This is a genomic window from Nocardia sp. NPDC004260 (assembly GCF_053603155.1).
The window spans coordinates 80,758-102,274 of sequence record NZ_JBSGEZ010000004.1; the positions used below are offsets into that span (position 1 = coordinate 80,758).

At 67.4% G+C, this 21,517-nt stretch carries 19 protein-coding genes; 10 read left to right on the forward strand and 9 right to left on the reverse strand.

The features are described from left to right. Positions 1-50: 50 nt before the first annotated feature. Positions 51-935: a universal stress protein gene (locus tag ACWEO7_RS04610; protein WP_452420750.1), complete on the reverse strand. Its 885-nt coding sequence runs from the start codon at positions 933-935 to the stop codon at positions 51-53. Positions 936-1,436: 501 nt separating this feature from the next. Next, entirely contained in the window at positions 1,437-1,769 is a 333-nt protein-coding gene (locus ACWEO7_RS04615; RefSeq protein ID WP_452420752.1) for an FAD-binding oxidoreductase, read from the reverse strand. Positions 1,770-1,915: 146 nt separating this feature from the next. Between ACWEO7_RS04615 and ACWEO7_RS04620 the strand changes: the two genes are divergently transcribed. Both ACWEO7_RS04620 and ctaD read left to right on the forward strand, forming a co-directional pair. Continuing rightward, on the forward strand, positions 1,916-3,709 hold the full coding sequence (locus ACWEO7_RS04620) for a thiamine pyrophosphate-requiring protein (RefSeq protein ID WP_452420754.1): 1,794 nt from the start codon (positions 1,916-1,918) through the stop codon (positions 3,707-3,709). A 31-nt stretch (positions 3,710-3,740) separates the two neighbouring features. Continuing rightward, complete coding sequence (gene ctaD / locus ACWEO7_RS04625) at positions 3,741-5,438, forward strand: aa3-type cytochrome oxidase subunit I (protein ID WP_452420756.1); 1,698 nt, start codon at positions 3,741-3,743, stop codon at positions 5,436-5,438. A gap of 20 nt (positions 5,439-5,458) precedes the next feature. On the opposite strand, the gene ACWEO7_RS04630 is transcribed toward ctaD, so the two are convergent. Next, entirely contained in the window at positions 5,459-6,895 is a 1,437-nt protein-coding gene (locus ACWEO7_RS04630; RefSeq protein ID WP_452420757.1) for a short-chain fatty acyl-CoA regulator family protein, read from the reverse strand. A gap of 153 nt (positions 6,896-7,048) precedes the next feature. On the opposite strand from ACWEO7_RS04630, the gene prpD reads away from it, so the two are divergent. The 4 genes from prpD to ACWEO7_RS04650 all read left to right on the forward strand — a co-directional run bounded on the left by prpD (position 7,049) and on the right by ACWEO7_RS04650 (position 11,683). Then, on the forward strand, positions 7,049-8,551 hold the full coding sequence (gene prpD / locus ACWEO7_RS04635; RefSeq protein WP_452420758.1) for a 2-methylcitrate dehydratase PrpD: 1,503 nt from the start codon (positions 7,049-7,051) through the stop codon (positions 8,549-8,551). After that, positions 8,551-9,465 (forward strand): methylisocitrate lyase, encoded by a 915-nt coding sequence (gene prpB, locus ACWEO7_RS04640; RefSeq protein ID WP_452420760.1) that lies wholly within the window; start codon positions 8,551-8,553, stop codon positions 9,463-9,465. Before prpD ends, prpB begins: the two co-directional genes overlap by 1 nt. 26 nt (positions 9,466-9,491) lie before the next feature. After that, entirely contained in the window at positions 9,492-10,643 is a 1,152-nt protein-coding gene (locus ACWEO7_RS04645) for a bifunctional 2-methylcitrate synthase/citrate synthase (RefSeq protein ID WP_452420879.1), read from the forward strand. A gap of 329 nt (positions 10,644-10,972) precedes the next feature. Continuing rightward, a complete protein-coding gene (locus ACWEO7_RS04650) occupies positions 10,973-11,683 on the forward strand; it encodes a DUF6069 family protein (RefSeq protein WP_452420762.1) in 711 nt (236 codons plus the stop codon). A 444-nt stretch (positions 11,684-12,127) separates the two neighbouring features. Here the strand turns inward: ACWEO7_RS04650 and ACWEO7_RS04655 are convergent, their stop codons facing one another. Both ACWEO7_RS04655 and ACWEO7_RS04660 read right to left on the reverse strand, forming a co-directional pair. Next, complete coding sequence (locus ACWEO7_RS04655; RefSeq protein ID WP_452420764.1) at positions 12,128-12,289, reverse strand: hypothetical protein; 162 nt, start codon at positions 12,287-12,289, stop codon at positions 12,128-12,130. A gap of 58 nt (positions 12,290-12,347) precedes the next feature. Then, positions 12,348-13,244 carry an SDR family oxidoreductase gene (locus tag ACWEO7_RS04660; RefSeq protein WP_452420766.1) on the reverse strand — a complete coding sequence of 299 codons (897 nt, stop codon included), beginning with the start codon at positions 13,242-13,244 and terminating at the stop codon, positions 12,348-12,350. Positions 13,245-13,377: 133 nt separating this feature from the next. Here ACWEO7_RS04660 and ACWEO7_RS04665 point away from each other — a divergent pair, with 133 nt between their 5' ends. From ACWEO7_RS04665 to ACWEO7_RS04680, 4 genes are all read left to right on the forward strand, one after another. Further along, positions 13,378-13,992: a TetR family transcriptional regulator gene (locus ACWEO7_RS04665; RefSeq protein ID WP_452420767.1), complete on the forward strand. Its 615-nt coding sequence runs from the start codon at positions 13,378-13,380 to the stop codon at positions 13,990-13,992. A gap of 276 nt (positions 13,993-14,268) precedes the next feature. After that, the gene (locus ACWEO7_RS04670; protein WP_452420769.1) at positions 14,269-15,513 is read left to right on the forward strand and encodes an erythromycin esterase family protein; all 1,245 of its coding nucleotides are present in this window, start codon (positions 14,269-14,271) and stop codon (positions 15,511-15,513) included. 27 nt (positions 15,514-15,540) lie between these two features. Next, positions 15,541-15,900: a hypothetical protein gene (locus tag ACWEO7_RS04675; RefSeq protein WP_452420771.1), complete on the forward strand. Its 360-nt coding sequence runs from the start codon at positions 15,541-15,543 to the stop codon at positions 15,898-15,900. A gap of 86 nt (positions 15,901-15,986) precedes the next feature. After that, the gene (locus ACWEO7_RS04680) at positions 15,987-16,829 is read left to right on the forward strand and encodes a dienelactone hydrolase family protein (protein WP_452420773.1); all 843 of its coding nucleotides are present in this window, start codon (positions 15,987-15,989) and stop codon (positions 16,827-16,829) included. Between the two features lie 231 nt (positions 16,830-17,060). On the opposite strand, the gene ACWEO7_RS04685 is transcribed toward ACWEO7_RS04680, so the two are convergent. The 4 genes from ACWEO7_RS04685 to ACWEO7_RS04700 all read right to left on the reverse strand — a co-directional run bounded on the left by ACWEO7_RS04685 (position 17,061) and on the right by ACWEO7_RS04700 (position 21,503). Next, positions 17,061-18,347 carry a uracil-xanthine permease family protein gene (locus ACWEO7_RS04685; protein ID WP_452420881.1) on the reverse strand — a complete coding sequence of 429 codons (1,287 nt, stop codon included), beginning with the start codon at positions 18,345-18,347 and terminating at the stop codon, positions 17,061-17,063. Positions 18,348-18,554: 207 nt separating this feature from the next. Continuing rightward, a complete protein-coding gene (locus tag ACWEO7_RS04690; protein WP_452420774.1) occupies positions 18,555-19,880 on the reverse strand; it encodes a UDP-glucose dehydrogenase family protein in 1,326 nt (441 codons plus the stop codon). Then, entirely contained in the window at positions 19,873-20,823 is a 951-nt protein-coding gene (locus ACWEO7_RS04695; RefSeq protein WP_452420776.1) for a glycosyltransferase family 9 protein, read from the reverse strand. The genes ACWEO7_RS04690 and ACWEO7_RS04695 overlap by 8 nt, the downstream gene beginning before the upstream one ends. Beyond that, positions 20,814-21,503 (reverse strand): SDR family oxidoreductase, encoded by a 690-nt coding sequence (locus tag ACWEO7_RS04700; RefSeq protein ID WP_452420778.1) that lies wholly within the window; start codon positions 21,501-21,503, stop codon positions 20,814-20,816. The genes ACWEO7_RS04695 and ACWEO7_RS04700 overlap by 10 nt, the downstream gene beginning before the upstream one ends. Between the last annotated feature and the right edge of the window lie 14 nt (positions 21,504-21,517).

Sequence of the window (21,517 nt, forward strand, 5' to 3'; positions counted from 1 at the left end):
CACCGTGATTCGGAGCGTTGCCGGTCCGTCGATCGCGGTGGCGGTGCCGCCTACCGCCGGTTGGGGGAGTGCCGCGCAAAGCTCGCCGGTCTGGTGACGATCACCGGCACCTGCGCCCCGTGTAGTACGGCTCGACTGACCGAACCGAGCGGCATCGCGGAGAATTCGTCGTGCCCGCGGCTGCCGACGACGATCGACCGCGCTTTCTCGCCCGCCTCGAGCAGTCGCCTGGCGGGGTGGTCCTCGACCACGACACGCCGAACCGTCACCTCCGGATACGCCTCGCTGTACCCTGCCAGGCTCCGGTCGAGCAATCCCTCGCCGCCCTCCCGCGATTCGATGAGCGAGCCGGGGAAGCCGGACAACGCGTGCACCGCGACGAGACCGGCGCCGCGAAACGCCGCCTCGTCGAATGCCAATCCGACGGCCGCCGCGCTGCTCGTGGAGGCGTCGACGCCGACGACGACAGGCCCGTCGCCGTGCTCGACGCCACGGGGAACGACGGCAACGGGGCACCCCGCCTGCCGCGCCAGCGCGGTGCTCAGCGATCCCAGCATCGCGCGGCTGAACGCGCCGAGGTCATGGGCGCCGACCACGAGCAGCCGCGCGGTCTCGGATCGGCGGCGCAGAGCCGGAACGGGGGCGGCGTTGGTCAACTCCGCGGTCACGTCGATCCGATTGATCGGAGCGGATTCGGCGATGGCCGTGGCGTACGCGAGCTCCAGCGCGTCCGGGCCGCCCCACCTATAGCTGCCGGGGACGGACGGCCCGAACTCGACGCCGGAACCGTGGTCGCCGAGGCCGCCGGTCAGGTAGACGAGGTGCAGCGGTGCGTGGCGGTGGGCGGCGTCGATGGCGGCCCAGCGCACGGCGGCAAGCGCCACCTCGGAACCGTCGACACCCGCCAGGATCGGAGCCTTGCTCGAAGTGAACATGGGTGCTCCTCCGGTTCGCATGCGGGGCCGTTGTCGGGCCGGATCGAGATCGTGGCGGCGTACCTGGCGAGTGTCCGTCTCTTCGGCGAGGTGGCAGTAGAGCAACCGGTAGCCAGCGGGGAAGGACCAAGGTCCCGCTCTCGCACCCGGGCGGGAGCCGCCTTACCCGCGGCGACCGCTGCGGTGAAGTCGCGGAGCACGATGGTGCGTTCGAGCCGCGGCGACGGGTGATATATCCGTTGGTCTCGCGGAATCAGGGGCGGTGCCAGGGCAGACGGGTACGGGCGCAACTACGGGAGACGGGTAGTCGGCTACTCGCGTCGGCAGGTCGAACAGAGCGAAGGCTCGACTGCATCCTCGGGAGCATGCCCGTCTCGGGGGAGGTGACCATGGGAAACGATTCGCGAGCATTCCTAGTCGCGGCGGCCGTAGCGGGACTGCTCGGTGGACCGGCGGATGACGAAAAGTATGGGCGTCAGGTGGTGTCGCCGCTCCCGGCATTCACCGGCCCGGCCGTGCTCTGTTGAGCCGTTCGAGGGCGATGCCCGGCTCGACCACGGCGGTGGCGGCACAGTCCACCGACACCACACGCGTGCAGCATTTGCTCCAGTCCATGACGATCGCCGCGTTGCAGCATTGCCCGGCAAGGCTCGTGCCGCCACCACGCGACACCACCGGCACGTCGTGCGCGTGGCAGACGGCGACCGCAGTGGCCGCGTCCTCCGGTGTGCGCGGCACGACCACCCCGAGGGGTTGCCTCCAACGGCCATTGGAAACGACCGGAAGCGCCGTGATGGCCGGGCAATTGAAGCGAACGCGCCATTTCGGGCACATCCTCTCGACGACGGCAGGTGAGCATCGGAACAGACGAGAACACCGCGCGGATGCCCGTCCGGTCGGCGGTATGCCTCGGGTTGAGGGTTGCCGGCCGGGGTAATCGGCCCCGGAGACAACACCTCGAAGGCGGACAGGAGAACCACATGGCTGACCAGGTCGCCGACTATGTCTTGCGACGACTGCGTGAGTGGGGCGTGCAGCAGGTGTTCGGCTATCCGGGCGACGGCATCAACGGCTTGATCGCCGCGTTCGGGCGGGCCGACAACAAACCCGCCTTCATTCAGGCGCGCCACGAGGAGATGTCCGCGTTCCAGGCGGTGGGCTACGCGAAGTTCAGCGGCGAGGTCGGCGTCTGCACCGCCACGTCAGGTCCGGGAGCGATCCATCTGCTCAACGGCCTCTATGACGCGAAACTCGATCACGTGCCGGTCGTGGCGATCGTCGGGCAGACCGCGCGCAGCGCGATGGGCGGCAGCTATCAGCAGGAAGTCGATCTGCAGAGCCTGTTCAAGGATGTCGCGTCGGAGTATCTGGTCGAGGTGAACGTTCCCGATCAATTGCCCAACGCGCTCGACCGCGCGTTCCGTGTCGCGACCACCCGCCGGGCCCCCACGGCGCTGATCATCCCCTCCGATCTGCAGGAGGAGCGCTATCAGCCGCCCGAGCACGCGTTCAAGCAAGTGCCCTCCAGCCCGCCCTCGGCACTGCATGCCACGGTCACCGCGGATCGCGCCGGCATCGAACGAGCCGCCGAGATCATCGACGCCGGGTCGCGGGTGGCGATCCTCGTCGGGCAAGGCGCCCGGGACGCCGCCGAGCAGGTGATGGAGCTGGCCGAGATCACCGGAGCCGGGGTGGCCAAAGCTCTGCTCGGCAAGGATGTGCTATCGGACGACCTGCCGTACGTGACCGGATCCATCGGCCTGCTCGGTACCCGGCCCAGCTATGAACTGATGCGCGACTGCGACACCCTGTTGATCATCGGATCGAATTTCCCCTATTCGCAGTTCCTTCCGGACTTCGGTCAGGCGCGTGCGGTGCAGATCGACATCGACGGCGCCATGATCGGCATGCGATACCCCACCGAGGTCAATCTCGTCGGTGACGCGAAACACACGCTCACCGAACTGCTTCCGCTGCTGAGCCGCAAGTCCGATCGCAGCTGGCGGACGACGATCGAATCCAACGTGCGGCGCTGGTGGGAGACGATCGAACGCCAGTCGCTGCTGGACGCGAAGCCGGTCAATCCCATGCGGGTGGTGTGGGAACTGTCGCGGTGCATCCCGGAGGACGCCATCGTGACCGCGGACTCCGGGTCGTCCACCAACTGGTATGCCCGCTGTCTGCGGTTCCGCGGGCGGATGCGGGGTTCGTTGTCGGGGACGCTGGCCACCATGGGGCCCGGTGTGCCGTACGCGATCGGCGCGAAATTCGCCCACCCGGACCGGCCGGTGGTCGCTCTCGTCGGTGACGGCGCGATGCAGATGAACGGCGCGGCCGAATTGCTGACCATCAGCCGTTACCGCGAGCAGTGGCGCGATCCACGGCTGGTGGTGTGCGTGTTCCACAACAACGACCTGAACCAGGTCACGTGGGAGCTGCGCTCGATGGGGGGCGCGCCGAAATTCGAGGAATCGCAGTCGCTGCCGGAGGTCTCCTACGCCGAGCTCGCCCGCACGTACGGTCTGGGCGCCATCGCAGTGGACGACCCGAACGACCTCGCGCCTGCCTGGGAAGCGGCGCTGTCGGCCGAGCGGCCCACGGTGCTCGACGTCCGCTGCGATCCGGAGGTACCGCCGATCCCACCGCACGCCACCTGGGACCAGATGAAATCCACCGCCGAAGCGGTGCTGCGCGGCGACCCCGACGCCTGGCATCTCGTGGCACAAGGCGTGAAAGTCAAGGCCCAGGAATTCGTCCCCGGCCACCGCGGGTGAAGGTCTCGCCGGTAGTAGGTGAGGAGTATCGATGACTCGAGTGTCGTATCCACTCGCACCGCAGGTCACACCGACCAGGCCGTTTCCGGCGCGGACGGCTCCGAAGGGCTCGGTGTTGTGGCGGCTGGTCACCACGACGGACCCGAAGGTGCTCGGCATCATGTATCTCGTCGCCGCTACCGCCTTCTTCATGCTCGGCGGTCTGATGGCGCTGCTCATGCGCGCGGAACTGGCACGGCCGGGCCTGCAGTTCCTCTCACCCGAGCAGTACAACCAGCTGTTCACCATCCACGGCACCGTCATGCTCCTGCTGTATGCGACTCCGACGGTGTTCGGATTCGCCAACGCGGTCCTTCCGTTGCAACTCGGAGCACCCGACGTGGCATTTCCACGGTTGAATGCCTTGAGCTTCTGGCTGTTCCTCTTCGGCGGAACGATGGTGGTCTCCGGATTCGTGACACCCGGCGGCGCGGCTGATTTCGGATGGACTGCGTATACGCCACTGAGCGATATCATCCATGCGCCCGGCGCCGGAGCCGACCTGTGGATCATGGGCTTGGTCGTATCCGGTTTGGGCACCATTCTCGGCGCGGTGAACATGATCACCACCATCGTCTGCCTGCGCGCGCCCGGCATGACGATGTTCCGCATGTCCATGTTCGGGTGGAACATCCTGGTGACCAGCGTGCTGGTGTTGCTCGCGTTCCCGATTCTCACCGCCGCCTTGATGGCGCTGGCCTACGACCGGCATCTCGGCGGGCACATCTACGACACGGCTACCGGTGGCGTCCTGCTCTGGCAGCATCTGTTCTGGTTCTTCGGGCACCCCGAGGTCTACATCGTGGCACTGCCGTTCTTCGGGATCATCAGCGAGATCCTGCCCGTGTTCAGCCGCAAACCCCTGTTCGGCTATGGACCTCTGGTGTACGCCACCATCTCGATCGGAGTGCTGTCGGCGGCGGTATGGGCGCACCACATGTTCGCGACCGGGGCGGTGCTGATGCCCTTCTTCTCGATGATGACCTTCCTGATCGCGGTGCCGACCGGGGTCAAATTCTTCAACTGGATCGGCACCATGTGGAAGGGGAACCTGACTTTCGAGACCCCGATGCTGTTTGCCGTCGGCTTCATCGTCACTTTCTTGTTCGGCGGGCTGTCCGGCGTCATCCTCGCCAGCCCGCCACTGGACTGGCAGATTCACGACACCTATTTCGTCGTAGCCCACTTCCACTACGTGTTGTTCGGCACGATCGTTTTCGCCACTTTCGGCGGAATCTACTTCTGGTTCCCCAAGATGACCGGGCGCTACATGGACGAGCGCCTGGGCAGGCTGCATTTCTGGACGACATTCGTCGGCTTCCACACGACCTTTTTGGTCCAGCACTGGCTGGGTGCCGAAGGTATGCCCCGCCGGTACGCCGACTATCTGCCGACCGACGGCTTCACGCCGCTGAACGCCATCTCGACCATCGGATCGTTCATTCTGGGCGTCTCGATGGTCACGTTCGTGTGGAACGCGTTCCGCAGCTACCGCTACGGCGAGGTCGTCACCGTGGACGACGCCTGGGGCGCGGGAAATTCACTCGAATGGGCCACGACCTGCCCGCCTCCCCGGCACAACTTCTACGAACTCCCCCGTATCCGATCCGAACGCCCGGCCTTCGAACTCCACTACCCGCACATGCGCGAACGGATGCGCGCCGAATTGCACGTCGGCTGGGGCTCGTAGGTGGCACGGAGCCGGTGTGATCACCGCGGTTCGTCGCGATGGTCGGCCGGCGTGTACGGGATATTGGCGGCGCGGTTCTCGTCGACCCGGATCGCGCGCCCGAGCTGCGGGAAGGCGCGCTGGGCGCAGTCGGGGCGTTCGCAGATCTTGCAGCCCGCGCCGATGGGCACCGCGGAGGTGTCGTCATGAATGGGCAGGCCGTGGGAGTAGACGAGCTTGTCGGCGTACGCCAGGTCGCATCCCAGCCCGATCGCGAAATCCCTTCTGGGAGAGAGATATCCGGGGGTGCTCTCGTCGGTGGTTCGGGCCAGCCACAGATATTTGCGTCCGTCGGGCATCTCGGCGATCTGGGTACGGATCCGGCCGGGTGTGGTGAAGGCTTCGTGGACGACCCACAGCGGGCAGCTGCCGCCGACCCGGGAGAAATGGAACGCGGTCGCGGATTGGCGTTTGGAGATGTTGCCCGCGCGGTCGGTCCGTACGAAGAAGAACGGGACTCCGCGTCGTCCGGGGCGTTGCAGTGTGGACAGGCGGTGGCAGACGGTCTCGAAGCCGACCTCGAACATCGCCGACAGCAGATCGATGTCGTAGCGCAGCTCTTCGGCGGCGTCCCGGAACCGGGTGTAGGGCAGGATCAGCGCCCCGGCGAAGTAGTTCGCCAACCCCACCCGCAGGAGCTCGCGCGATTCGGCCGCCATCGACTCCACCCTCGCGGTCAACGCATCGATGGTCGCGGTCTGGGTGAGAAAAGCCAGCTGTGTGGCGAGTTGAAAGGCGCGCTGACCGGCGGAGAGCCTGCGGGCGAGCATGATACGGCCTGCTTCGGGGTCGTAGACGCGTTTGGGGCCGGGGCGGTGTGGGTCGTCGGATCTGATCGCGACCCTGATGCCGTGCTGCTCGCGCAGGAGTTTGCTCAGTTGCAGGTCGAGGCCGCCGATGCACAGACCGTGGCCGGCGAAGAGTTGTTCGGCGGCCTGGTCGAGTTCGGGGATGTGGTTGCGGTGGTCGTAGAAGAAATCGCGCACGTCCTCGTACGGCATGGCACGACCGGGGTCAGCCGTGGGGCTTTCGATGCCCGCGGAGAATCGTTCGAGTTGTTCGGTCGCGCCACGCAGACGCCGGTGCAGGCTCAGCAGGACGCGGGCGGCGGCGGGCACCCGGGAGACCAGGTCGTCGAGTTCGGCGGTGGACACCGCCGCGCCGTCGGGATCCTCGGCGAAGACGTCGTGCAGGTCGGCCAGCAGTCGCGCGTCGGTGTCGGTGGCGAAGAACCCCATGTCCAGATCGAAGGTGGAATTCAGGCGTAGCAGCACCGGCACCGTCAGGGGCCGCTGATCGTTCTCCAGCTGGTTGACGTAGCTGACCGACAGCGCGAGCGCCTTCGCCAGGCCGGATTGCGACAAGCCGCGTTGCTCGCGCAGTGCACGCAGCCGTCCGCCCGCATACATCTTCTGCATGCTCGCGAATGTAGCACCACGAGATTTCGCAATTTCCACAAATTTGCTGATTGCGGTACGCAAAATTCGGCATTGGTAACGGATTTCCCGGGTGCATAGGCGTGTGTAACGTGCGAAAAGAAACCCGGAAATTGATGATCTGGAGGCTTCGTCGTGAAAAACCACCTCGTCCGCACGCGCCGCTCCGCTGAGCACTTCCCCCGCGAGGAGCACCTCGCGTGGCGGATCGCCGAGGTTGCCGCGGACCCGGTGGCGGTCGCTCCGGAGACCGAGGAGATGATCGTCAACCGGATCATCGACAACGCGGCGGTCGCGGCGGCGTCGGTGACGCGTCGTCCGGTGGCCAACGCGCGCGCCCAGGCGCTGGCGCACCCGTACCAGCCGGGCGCGACCGTCTTCGGCGTCGACGGCCGATGCTCGCCGGAGTGGGCGGCCTGGGCCAACGGCGTAGCCGTGCGCGAACTGGATTTCCACGACACGTTCTTGGCCGCGGAGTACTCCCACCCCGGCGACAACATCCCGTCGATCCTGGCGGTAGCCCAGCATGCCGGACGCGGCGGGCGGGATCTGATCCGCGGGTTGGCGACCGGATACGAGATCCAGGTGGACCTGGTGCGGGCGATCTGCCTGCACGAGCACAAGATCGACCACGTCGCCCACCTCGGCCCGTCCGCCGCCGCCGGTATCGGCACGCTGCTCGGCCTGGACACCGAAACCATTTATCAGGCCATCGGTCAGGCACTGCACACCACCACCGCCACCCGGCAATCGCGCAAGGGAGAAATCTCCAGTTGGAAGGCCTACGCACCCGCTTTCGCCGGGAAGATGGCGGTGGAAGCGGTCGATCGTGCCCTGCGCGGTGAAGGCGCGCCGTCGCCGATCTGGGAAGGGGAGGACGGCGTCATCGCCTGGCTGCTGGGCGGCCCCGACAAGGAGTATTCGGTGCCGCTGCCCGGCCCGGGTGAACCCAAGCGCGGCATCCTCGATACCTACACCAAGGAGCATTCCGCCGAATACCAGAGCCAGGCGCCGATCGACCTGGCGCGCCGGTTGCGGGAGCGGATCGGCGACCTGGACCGGATCGCCTCGATCGTGCTCTACACCAGCCACCACACGCACGTGGTGATCGGCACCGGATCGGGCGATCCGCAGAAGTTCGACCCGACGGCGTCCCGCGAAACCCTCGATCACTCCGTCATGTACATCTTCGCCGTCGCCCTGCAGGACGGCAGCTGGCACCACGAGCGCTCCTACGCCCCCGAACGTGCGCAGCGGCCCGACACCGTCGAGTTGTGGCGCAAGATCTCGACCGCCGAGGACCCGGAGTGGACCCGGCGCTACCACTCCACCGACCCGAACGAGAAGGCGTTCGGCGCCTGTGCCGAGGTCACGCTGAAGAGCGGCGAGGTGATCGTCGACGAACTCGCGGTCGCCGACGCGCACCCGCTCGGCGCGCGGCCGTTCACCCGCGACCAGTACATCGCCAAGTTCCGGACGCTGGCCGAGGGCGTGATCGACGCGGGCGAGCAGGACCGCTTCCTCGACGTGGCCCAGCGCACCCCGCAGCTGTCCGCCGAGGAACTGGGTCAGTTGAACTTCACCGTCTCCGACGAGGTACTCGCAGGGGCGCCGAAATCGCCGAAGGGACTGTTCTGATGACCGGTCTGCTGGCCGCGGCCACGCCGGCCGCCGACAAACGCGCCGCGTTCCGCGCGGGCCTGGCCTCCGGAACGATCCAGCGTTTCCCGGGTGCGTTCAATCCGCTGGTGACCAAGCTGATTCAAGAAATCGGCTTCGAAGGCGTGTATGTCTCCGGCGCCGTGGTATCGGCCGATCTGGCGCTGCCGGATATCGGGCTCACCACCTCGACCGAGGTAGCGGAGCGCGGTCGGCAGATCGCGCGCGTGACCGATCTGCCGGTGCTCATCGATGCCGACACCGGCTTCGGCGAGCCGATGAGCGCCGCGCGCACGGTCTCGCTGCTGGAAGACGCCGGAATCGCGGGCTGCCATCTCGAGGATCAGGTGAATCCGAAACGGTGCGGTCATCTCGACGGCAAGGCGGTGGTGCCGGTCGAGGAGATGGTACGCAGGCTCCGGGCGGCGGTGTCCGCCCGGCGGGATCCGAATTTCGTGCTCTGCGCGCGCACCGACGCCGCCGGGATCGAAGGCATCGACGCCGCGATCGATCGGGCCGGGGCCTACGCCGAGGCGGGCGCGGATCTGATCTTCACCGAGGCGTTGCGCACCGTCGCGGATTTCGAGAAGTTCCGGGCCGCGGTGCCGATGCCATTGCTGGCGAATATGACCGAGTTCGGTAAGTCCGAACTCATCCCGGCGGCGACACTGGAGCGGATCGGCTACAACGCGGTGATCTACCCGGTGTCCACCCTGCGGTTGGCGATGTTCGCGGCCGAAGCCGGGTTGCGGGAGATCTTCGATCAGGGCACGCAATCGGGCTTGCTCGATCGAATGCAGCCCCGCTCTCGCCTGTACGAGCTTCTCCAGTACGAGCGATACAACGAATTCGATTCCGGCATCTTCGATTTCACTCTGGGAAGGAACCAGTGATGAACACCGCATCGCGGAGCGATTCGATGGGGGGCGGTGGTCGGGCGACGAGTAGGCCGGAGGCCGCGGTACCGACCATATCCAAAGGCCTGGCAGGCGTCGTCGTCGACACCACGGCCATCTCGAAGGTGGTGCCGGAAACCAACTCTCTGACCTACCGTGGCTACGCCGTGCAGGATCTGGCCGCACACTGCGGTTTCGAGCAGGTGGCGTATCTGCTCTGGTACGGCGAGTTGCCCTCGGACGCCGAACTGGAGCGGTTCCAGCAGCGAGAACGAGCGTCCCGCCGGGCCGACCGGTCACTGCTGTCGCTGGTGGCCAAGTTGCCCGACACCTGCCACCCGATGGATGTGGTCCGCACCGCCATCAGCTACCTCGGCGCGGAAGACCCCGCCGAAGACGACAATTCGGCGGATGCCAACCGCGCCAAGGCGCTTCGCATGTTCGCGGTGCTGCCGACCATCGTCGCGGCCGACCATCGCCGTCGCCACGGCCTGGACCCGATCGCACCGCATTCCCATCTGGGGTACGCGGAGAACTTCCTGAACATGTGCTTCGGGACCATCCCGTCGCGCGAGCTGGTGGAAGCGTTCGAAGTGTCATTGATCCTCTACGCCGAGCACAGCTTCAATGCCTCCACCTTCGCCGCCCGCGTCGTCACCTCCACGCAGTCGGACATATACAGCGCCGTCACCGCCGCCATCGGCGCATTGAAAGGGCCGCTGCACGGCGGCGCGAACGAAGCCGTCATGCACGACATGCTGGAGATCGACGACCCGGCGCTGGCCCAGGGATGGCTGCGTAACAAGCTGGCGCACAAGGAGAAGGTGATGGGCTTCGGCCACCGCGTCTACAAGAACGGTGACTCCCGTGTCCCCACCATGAAGAAAGCCTTCCTGGATATCGCCGCGGCGACCGACGGCCAGAAGTGGGTGCGTATATACGAGATCCTCGAGCGCGCCATGCGCGAGGCCACCGGCATCGAACCGAATCTCGACTTCCCGACCGGCCCCGCCTACTACCTGCTCGGTTTCGATATCGAGGTGTTCACCCCGATCTTCGTGATGAGCCGCATCACCGGCTGGACTGCCCACATCATCGAGCAGGGCGAATCCAACGCGTTGATCCGGCCACTGAGCGAATACGTCGGCGTCCCGCAACGGACGGTCGTCGCCTGAACTTTCCGCACTGCGGATCGTGCTCAGGTGCGATCGGCCGGGAACCGGCAAGCATCGGCGGCCATGATCTTTCGCCGACTCTCGCTGGCGGGCGGGGCGCTCGAACTCGCCCAGGCCCGTGGCGTATCACCGCGCGGCGCCGCCCGCTACGGCGATCCTCAGGCCCACATCGGAGTCCGGCACCTAACCGATCTCCGCCATGGCGGCGCCGGCCTGCCTGTGGCGAGTGCGCCAAACGGAATTGGGTAGGGGGCAGCGGCCCGTGCGGTCCCGCCCTACACTCGACGCACACGCAAGCTCTCCACGGAGGTGATCGGCGGTTGAATCCCATGAATCCGCGCGACCAGCACACCGCACGTTATGAAGCCGGTTATCAGCCGGGCGATTACCGTGATCCCGGGTACGGCCAGGATCGCGGAAACGGCAGGTCCTCCGGGTATGGCCAGGATCGCGGGTACAGCCAGGCTTCGGGGTACGGCCAGGAACACGGGTACGCCCAGGAGCACGGATACGGCCAGGATCACAGATACGACCAGGCGTCCGGATACGGCCAGGACCAGGGACAGGGCGCATATCAGCACTCCGAACGCCCGGAGAGGCAACCTCGGTCGCGGCAGGAGCCGGACGTCAATATCGGCATGTTCGTCGGCGGTGTGATCGCCGCCGCGGTGGTGACCGCGCTCGCGGCGTGGTTGTGCGCCTGGATCATCGAGATCATCGCCACCCGAGTGAGCGAGAGCGGCAAGTTCGGGGTGTGGAACCCGATGGCCCAGGATGCGTACTGGTTCGCCGTGGTGGCATTCATCTGTGCGCTGTTGGGCGGGGTGCTGTGGTATCTGCTGCGCCTGGGCACTCCGTCGCCGGAGTTGTTCTTCGGCTGGATCGTGGGCATTCTGACCGCCGCGGCGGTGATCATTCCTCTGGCACTGTCCAGCGACCTCTGGGTCGGCATCTCCACCGGGATCGAACATTTGGTGATCGGGCTCCCGATCCTCAGCCTCGTGCGCATGGTGGGCGCCAAGAGCATCGTGCCCCGGTGATCGACCCTGCGCAGTGCTCGAACGCGCGCTGCCGGAGCCGGATGTCCATCCTCGCTCGGGGGTGGCCGTGGCACCGGAGGTTTCGCTTCATCGGGATGCGCGAAAACTGTTGCAGTAGCCGCAATGACGGTACTCGCGCTGGCTGATGTCTCTGACGGGTGCTACCGAATTCGGTGGCGCGGGCGATCCAGCATCCGCGAGCGCGGGATCTCCTCGGTGCGCCGCAGCGCCGGGGGCGGCACGCGTTGCGGCTGTACGCAACGGCACTGCGAGCTTCGGGGCGTGTCGCGCCGCGTCGGATGAAGTATCTCCACCCCGCCCGCACGGCCGACATCGGTCCGGCGGAATCGACACTGCTGCCTCGGCCGCAAAGGTCGTTCGGGATCCTTTGCCCCGGCCCCGCCTACGGGTGGATGAACCGAATCCCCCGTGCTCTTCCTGCGCTCAGGCGGAGGCTCGGAAGATGGTCTCGAGTTCCACGTAGGCATCCAGGCTGTGCGGGCCGAGTTCGCGGCCGCACCGGTGCAGACACCGGCCTTTTCTTGTCGTCGCCGAGGCGGTGATCGCCACAGGGGGTGCTGGGTCGGGGAGGCTAATGGTGGCCACGGGGGGAAGGCTCGCCAGTGGAGCCGCCCCGGCGACGGCATGAACTTGTGGCGGCCGATCAGTGCGCCGTGTAGGCGCCGGCGTCGAGGTCCTCGATGAGGGTCGGTCCGGTAGGTGTCCAGCCCAGCAGCTCTCGCGTCGCCTCGCTGGTTGCCGAGAGTTCCATCGCGAAGAACGCGCCGATCCACCCGAAATGGCCTTGGATGTCCGCAGGGGCGATGGAGGTCACGGGCAGGTCCAGTGCTCGGCCGATCGCCTCGGCGATCACGCGGCTCGGCACGCCCTCTTCGGCGACGGCGTGCAGGCGAGCTCCCGCCGGGGCTTTGCCGAGGCCGAGCGTGACCAGTCGGGCGGCGTCGGATCGATGGACCGCGGCCCACTGGTTGGCGCCGTCGCCGGGATAGCCGGAGACGCCGGTCCGGCGGGCGATCGCGGCGAGGGTCGCGATGAAACCGTGGTCGCCGGCGCCGTGCACGGTCGGCGCGAAACGCAGGCTCACGGTGTGCACGTCGCGGTCGACGTACTCGAGCGCCAAGTTCTCGCTTCCTCCGCGCGGCGAGTCGGGGCCGTGGAACCGAGACGGGTCGGCCTCCGTCGCGGGCCTGCCCTGGCTGAGGGCAGCGACGCCCGACGCGAGCAGGAAGGGGCGGCCGGTGCCGGCGAGCGCGTCGCCGATGGTCTGAACGGCGGCTCGCTCGGCCGCATTGGATGCGGCGAGGTCGGACCAATCGTGTTTGTTCGCCAGATGAATGACGGCGTCGGCCGCCTCGGCTCCGGAGCGGATGCTGTCGAGGTCGTCCAGGTCGCCGCGGCGGACCTGGACGCCTTTTGCCTCGAGGGCTGCGGCGGATCCGTCGGATCTGGCCAGTCCGGTGACCGCATGGCCATCGGCGAGCAGGTCGGCGACGGTGGCGGAGCCGATCCATCCAGAGGCTCCGGTGACGAAAACATGCATGACGTGAACTCCTTCGTCCACTCCGCCGCCGAGCGGGGAGCGATCTGCACGAGGTGATGTCTGTGACTGACGTCAGTCACAGACATCACCATACGCCTTCATGTCAGTAGCTGTCATCACTACACTTGGCGATATGGCACGTTGGGAACCTGGGGCTGCGGAGCGGCTGCGGCAGGCCGCGCTCGAACTGTTCGCCACCCGGGGCTTCGAACAGACCACCGCCACGGAGATCGCGCAGTCCGCCGGTCTGACCGAACGCACGTTCTTCCGTCACTTCAGTGACAAGCGAGAGGTTCTCTTCCGCGGACAGGGCTTACTGGTCGAAGCACTCGTCACCGGCGTGGACGCCGCACCCCCGGACGCGTCCGCGATCGACATCGCCGCCTCCGCGCTGCAGTCCGTGGCGTCGTTCTTTCCCGGCGAACGCCGGTCGGAGTCCCGGACACGACAATTTGTGATCGACCAGAACCCCGCACTACAGGAACGCGAGCGGCACAAGCTCGCAGGTCTCGCCACGACGGTCGCCGACGCCCTGCGCGCGCGAGGCGTCGACGACCTCGCGGCGAGGCTGGCGGCGGAGTCTTGCATCACGGTGTTCGGTATCGCTTTCACGCAATGGATTCGCGAAGACGAGCAGCGGTCGTTCGCCGAGATCGCAGCTGATGTGTTCGGCGAGTTGCTGACCCTCACCGGAAAATCGACAGCGCATCGTGCGACGCCCGCGGATCGCGCCGCCGGGCAATCCTGAGAAGCTGTCGACGCCCGCCATCGGTCATGACGCCGATCCTCGGCTCGGCTCACACGATCGGCCCTTCCTGTGCTCCGGGGCGGCCCACGTCAGCACGGCGCGCTGGTCGCGGTAGGCGGGGGACGGATGGGTCGGTGACCGCGATTCGGCAATTGACATCCGCTCCACCCCGAAAGTACCTTTGCGATCAAAGGTAAATACCTTTGATCGCAAAGATATTGTCGACAGCGCTCCGCCGCGCCAGGTCCGGCGGGCCCGTTCGCCGAGGAGAAGGTCATGTCGGATGAGACGCACGACTCCGCGCACGTGATGCGCTGGATCCGCGACTGCGCCCGCCCCCTCGCGACGGTCGACGCCGATGGGTCGCTCATGGACTTGGCGGCGTTGGCCGACCGGGCAGACGGCACGGTCGTCGTCGGAGTCGGCGCGACGACCCGCGCGGGGCACGAACTGTCCGTGACCGCACACCGGATATTGCGACTGTTCGTGGAAAATCTAGGTTTTCGGGCGCTCGCCCTGCTCGATGACGAATCCGTCGTGGCGGCCATGGACGAATACGCGCGGACGGGTGCCGGGGACGTGCGGGCGATTCTGGGCGATGCGTGGGTGCCGTGGCGCACCGCCGAGACAATCGCGGTTCTGGAGTGGGCGCGCGAGTTCAATCGTGCGCATCCGCACGATCCGGTACGACTGTTCGGCCTCGCTCCCGAGGCCGCCAAACCGGCGCACTACGAGCGCGTGACACGGTTCGTGGAAAGAGTTGCGCCGCAGAGGATCACGGATCTCAGATCGCACTACGACCCGATTGTGACAGCCCATCGGCTGGGCGAGCACATACAGCGCGCGAACGGCACCCACCCCGGGCGCCCGTTCGCCGACCACGCCGAAGACGCGCTGACGCTGGTCGAGTCGTTGCCGGGCGCCGCCGACACGCCCGAAGTCCTGGACGCGGCTCACCTCATCGTGCGGTACCACGAGAACAGCACCGCCTCGGGCCGCCGTGACTTCGCCGCCGAATCCGTCGATGCCGCTCGCCGCATCGTGGACTGGCGCGACCGCACCGGGCACCGGATCGTGTACTGGGAAGGAGTGTCCAACACCGCCGTCGCGCGAGAGCTCACCGTTGCCGCTATGTCACAACGGTTTCCGAGCACGGGATCCCTGCTCCGTGACCGCTTCGGAACCGGCTATCTGTCGGTCGCGCTCACCTTTCATCACGGCCACGTCCGCGCCGACCTGGCTGTGCCCGCTCCGGCGGAGGGCTTCGCCGACACGGTGCTCGACCAACCCGGACTCGGCAATTACCTGCTCGATCTGCGGACCGCACCCGCGGGCGCGGTTCGGCAATGGCTGCATCGGCCCGCGAAGCTCCGCCTCATCATCGGGACCTACCACCCTGACCGCGACGTCGATCATCACATCGCCGGTGCCGGACTGGGCGACTGGTTCGACGTCGTCCTGCACATCCGGACCATCACCCCGACGCACTCGCTCGCGACAGCCGTGCCGCGGGTGCCCTGATGTTCGGCAGACTCCAGCTTCTGGACAGTGCGGGCGGGAACCATCGGTCGGCGGCATCCGGCCGCCGACACCTTCGAGTTGATGGCACGCCTGCTCGACGGCGCCACCCGGGTTCGGCGGATCACCGTCGCCGATCGTCCCGACTTGTACTTGTTCGAAGTCGAGCGGAATCACGGTACTCCGGCGCTGGTCGTCTGGGAGCGGCGCGGCATTGCCGATCAGGATGATTCACCGAACGAATTCGTTTGCGACTGGTCGTTTCTCCGGGCGCATGTAGTGGATGCCCACGGTGCTCGGGTGCCGGTCGACATCGCTGGGGGAGTGCTTCGGGTCCAGGTCTCGTCGACGCCGCTGTTCATCGACGGCGCTGTCGAGGGACAGCGGTGACTCCGGGCGCATCGGGGAACATTTTTCCTATAACCGGCGAGTCCGGCCGGTCGATAGTGAAGGCCCGTTCACGAGAAGGGCTACACATGAGCGACGACGATCTTCACGACTTCGAGCACGATTCGTTCACCTACGACGGCAAGACCCGCGCACTTTTCCGCCAAGGCGCCGGTCCCGCCGTAATCGTCATGGCGGAATTCCCGGGCATCTCACCCGAGGTGTTCGACTTCGCCCGCCGCGTCGCGGGTTTGGGGTGCACGGCGGTGGTGCCGCACCTGTACGGCAACCCGGGTCGTGACCCCAGCCCCGCCGCGCACGGGCTGGTCTCCGCGTTGGCGAACGTCGCCGGCCAGCTCGGGCCGATCTGCGTCAGCCGGGAGTTCGTGGTGCTGGCCACTGGCCGCACCTCACCGGTCGTGCACTGGCTGCGGGCGCTGGCCGAACACGAGCACCGCCGCTGCGGCGGGCCGGGTGTCGGTGCCGTCGGGATGTGCTTCACCGGTGGATTCGCCCTCGCCATGGCGGTCGACGACCGTCTGATCGCGCCCGTGCTGTCCCAGCCGGGGTTGCCGCTGGGTTTCACCTCGCGACAGAAATACTCCATCGACCTGTCCGCTTCGGACCTCGCCCGCGTCAAACAACGTTGTGCCGACGGACTTTCGGTCATGGGCCTGCGATTCTGCGGTGATCGACGTTCTCCGGCCGAACGATTCGACTTCCTGCGCGACCAACTCGGCGAGGCGTTCATCGCGATCGAACTCGACGACGCCGCTGCCAACCCGGACGCCGTGCTCGATCCCCACTCGGTCCTGACCGAACACCTCATCGACGAACCGGGCCAACCTACCCAGGCCGCCCTCCACCGAGTACTGGATTTCCTCGGCAGTCGACTCCTGGCGGATCACCAGCCGATCGGTGAGCGCCCTTAGCGACGATTCCTGTCGTCCCGCGAGGTCGATACGACTCCGCACCGCCCTCGGCGCGGGCCAGTGTCGGTCGGACCGCATCGACGACTTCCGAATCGAAAGGAAAATCATCTGTAGCGGAACTGAAGACGGCAGCATCCGTCCCCTGCGCTACCTGACCTACGGCGCGGCGCCGATGTCGACCGAGAAACTCCGCGCCGGAATCGAGCGGCTGTTGCCCGGAATCACCGACGGTCACCGATCCGTCGGTTCCACCGGCTTCCTCACCCCGTGGGCGTTGTCAGGGACGACCGTCCCGCGCCATCCCCCGATGAGCCGCATGGCGTGGTAGATCACCAGCGCGGCGACGGCGCCCAGCGTGATGCCGCCGAAGTCCAGTTCGCCCACCACCCATGTGAAGTCGGCGATGCCGATGACCAGCGGGATGGCCGCGGTGAACTGGTTGATCGGCTTGCCGAAGTCCACCCGGTTGCTCACCCAGATGTGCACGCCGAGGATTCCGACCAAGCCGTAGAGTGCCGTCGTCACGCCACCGAGCACCCCGGCCGGGATGGCGGCGATCACGGCTCCCACCTTCGGTGACAGGCTGAGCGCGATCGCCGCGGCGCCGGCCACCCAGTACGCGGCGGTGGAGTACACCTTCGTCGCGGCCATCACGCCGATATTCTCCGCGTACGTGGTGGTCGCCGAACCGCCGCCGCTGCCTGCCAGTACGGTCGCCAGACCGTCGGCCGCCAGCGCGCGGCCCATGCGCCGGTCGTAGTCGATACCGGTCATCGTGGTGATCGACTTGACGTGCCCGATGTTCTCGACCACTAGCACCAGGACGACCGGCACGAACATCGGGATCACCGAGAGGTGGAAGCTCGGTGCGTGGAAGTCGGGCAGGCCGACCCAGGAGGCCTTCCCTATCCTCGCGGTGTCGACCTCGCCGCGGGCGAGCGCGAGCAGGTAGCCGAGCACGACGCTGGTGACGATCGCCAGCCGGCCGAGCAACCCGCGAAAGAGCACCAGACACAGGATCAGCAGGATGAGCACGACCGTCGCGGTGATCGCGTCCTTCTCGAAATTGGTCTTGGCGGTCGGCGCCAGGTTCAGCCCGATGAGGGCGACGATGGTGCCGGTGACGACCGGCGGCATCAGCGCTTCGATCCAGTGGGTGCCGGCGAAGTGCACCACCGCGCCGATGACGATCAGTACGACGCCCACCACGACGATCCCGCCCAGCGCCGCACCCATTCCGTCGGAGGCGGTGGCCGCCAGGACCGGAGCGATGATCGCGAAACTCGAACCCAGATAGCTCGGCAGCCGGTTGCGGGTGATCACCAGGAACAGCAGGGTGCCTACCCCGGAGAACAGCAGCGTCGTCGACGGTGGGAACCCGGTGAGGACCGGCACCAGGAAGGTGGCGCCGAACATCGCCACCACATGCTGCAATCCGATCCCGATGGTGCGCGGCCAGGTCAATCGCTCGCCGGGCGCGATCACAGCGCCGGTGGCGACCGGAGTCCACCGGAACATCGATCCGGTTCGCGATTCGGGCGTTGTCATGGGAGCAGTGTGCGGCATCAACGGCCGGCGCGCTGTGCCGGACTCCTCGGCCGAGGTGTCGCGTGCACCGTCTGCGCACCCCGTCCGGCAACGACTACGGCCGCGCCTATCTACGGCAGTGGCAGCGGGAACACCCGTGATCGGGAACCACGATGGGGTGGCCGGTGAGGTCGACCGTCACCGCCCTGGTCCGCCCTCGGAAGCGCCGGTGGTGCCGTTGCCCAGCACCGTGAATCCGGTGTCGATGAGCAGGCGCTCGTCGAGAAGGTTTCTCGTGTCGACGATGACGGCTCGGTCGACGTCGGTCGCGAGTTTCGCCCAGTCGAGCGAGCGGAATTCGGGCCATTCGGTGAGGATCACTATCGCGCCGGCGTCTTTCGCCACCAGGTAGGGGTCGTCCACCACGCGGATGCCGTCGAGACCCGGGGTGCCCGCCGGCACACACGGGTCGTAGGCGGTGACCGTGGCGCTGTGCCGGGTCAGCTGCCGCGCGACCGCGACGGCGGGGGAGTCGCGCAGGTCGCCGGTTCCGGCTTTGAACGCGAGGCCGAGCACGCCGACCCGGGTTCCGGCCAGCGAGCCGTCGACCGAATCGGTGACCGCGCGGCGGATCTTGCGCAGCACCATCGCCTGCTGGCGGTCGTTGGCTTGCAAGGCATTGCGAACCATGGCGAAGTCCACACCCCAAGTTTCCGCGGCACGCAGGAGCGCGCGCGTGTCCTTGGGCAGGCACGAGCCGCCCCAGCCGGGGCCGGGAGCGAGAAAGGCGGGACCGATCCGGTCGTCCATCCCCATCGCACCGGTGACCTTGGTGATGTCGGCGCCGACTCGTTCGCACAGTTCGGCCAGTGTGTTGACGAACGAGAGTTTCACCGCGAGAAACGCGTTGCTGGCGTATTTGGCCAGTTCGGCGCTGGCAGAGTCGGAACGCAGCACCGGTGCGCCTGTTCCGGCGTAGAGCGCCGCGACACGGTCGGCCGACTCCCGATCGTGCTCGGCCGCGCCGAGGAGAACCCGGTCGGGGCGCAGGAAATCCTCGACCGCGTGGCCCTCCCGGAGGAATTCGGGGTTGCTGACCACCGCCGTGCCCGCGAGACCGGACAGGGCGGGAATCCGCGCCGCCGTCCCCACCGGGACGGTGGATTTGGTGACGAGCACACAGTCCGGCGGTAGGACGGTGGCCAATGTCCTCAGCGCGTCCTCGAGTACGCCGAGGTCGGCCGTACCGCCGGTGCCCATGGGCGTGGGAAGGCACAACAGGACCACTTCGCATTCGTGCAGCGCCTGCGCGTCCGACGTGAAGACCAGCCGATTTTCCTCCAGGCCCTCTCGAACCAGTTCCGGCAGCCCCGGCTCGACGATCGCGACCGCACCCGCCCGCAGCGCCGCCACTTTGGCCTTGTCGTTGTCGACACAGATCACGTGGTGTCCGAGGTGGGCGAGGCATGCGGCGCTGGTGAGCCCCACATAACCGGCGCCAACCACGCCGACGCGACTACCCATGGCGGACCCGCTGTCCGAGCAAGTCGGTCGCGACCGTGAGCACATGTTCGGGTCGCACCATGAGCAGGCCCGGATCCGGATAATCGGCGTGCGGGTCGCCGACGGTCCCGGCCCACAGCGCGATGTGGCGTTCCGCGTTCGCGGGCGGCCCCCACCGGTGCGGGGGCGTGGGCCCGAACAGCACTACCGACGGTGTGCCGAACGCGGTGGCGAGATGCCCGACGCCGGTGTCACCGCACACGACCAGAGCCGCGTCGGCCACCAGTGCGGCGAGTTCGGTCAGATCGGTGCGTCCCGCGTACACCGCCGAGGGAGGTAGCCCGGCCTTCTCGGCGACCGCGTTGGCCAAACGCATTTCGTCCCTGCTCCCGGTGATCACCACTCGATGACCGTCGGCGCCGAGTGCACGCGCCACTCGCGCGAAGCGTTCGGACGGCCAGCGCCGCGCGGGATAGGCCGCGCCGGGGTGGATCACGACCGCATTCGACTCGGGGGCGGGTCGCGGTGGGGCCGGCAGCAGCAGTGCGGTTGGATCGGCGTCGATCCCACCGTATTCCAGCAGCAGGCACCAGCGATCCACTTCGTGCACGTCGTCGCGCCACGCGGGGCCGGGCAGGTCGGGAAATTCCGGATTGTGGTGGGTCAGTAGTGCGTCCGGGCCTGCCGTCAGCAGATCGCGGATGCTCTCCGGTCCTTTGCCGTGCAGGTTGACCGCGAGACTCGGTGGCGCCGTGGGCCATCGAAGCGCACCCAGTCCCGCCGTCGGCAGCAGTTCGTCGACCGCGTCGATGAGGCCGACGAGGTCACGCAGCGCTTCCGGCGCCGCGAGCACCACCCGGTGGCCGGGATGGGCGCTTCTGATCCCACGCAGGGCGGGCACGATGGTCAGCAGGTCGCCGAGCCCGAGTGCCCGCAGCACCAGGATCGTGCGCGTCAGGGCCACGATCCCTCTTCCGAGGCGCACACGACCATCTCCCTGACCTCGCAGCCCGGCGGCTGCCGGAGCGCGAAGACCACCGCGTCGGCGACGTCCTGAGGTTGGTTGAGTTTCGCGTCGGGCGGCGGCTTGTACTGCTCGTCGCGGTCGTCGAAGAACGCCGTGTGCATCCCGCCCGGGATGAGCAGGGTCACCCCCACGCTGCCCGCCGTTTCGGCGGCGAGCGCCCTGGTGAAGCCCACGACGCCGAATTTCGACGCGCAATAGGCGGTCGCATGACCGACCGCCTTGATGCCCAGGGTGGAAGCACACGTCACGACCGTTCCCTTGCTCTCCCGCAGCGCCGGAAGGGCGGCACGAATCACGGCGGCGGTGCCGAACAGATTGACCTGGACCACGTATTCCCATTTCTTCGTCGGCACTTGGTCCAGTGGGCCGCAGGCGTCGGTCCCCGCCGCGGTGAACACGCCGTCGATCCGGCCGCCCGTGCGCTCGATGATCTCGTGCACGGCTTGTTCGGCGGCGACGGTGTCGGCGAGATCCGCACGCACGAAATCGACGGGTGCGTCGGGCTCCACCCGGTCGATCACGTAGGGGCGGCCCCCGTTCGCGCGGACGGCGGCGGTGACCGCCGCGCCGAGCCCCGAAGCGCCACCGGTGATCAGGACATTGCCGAGGGTTCGCATCGCGCTCCTTACGT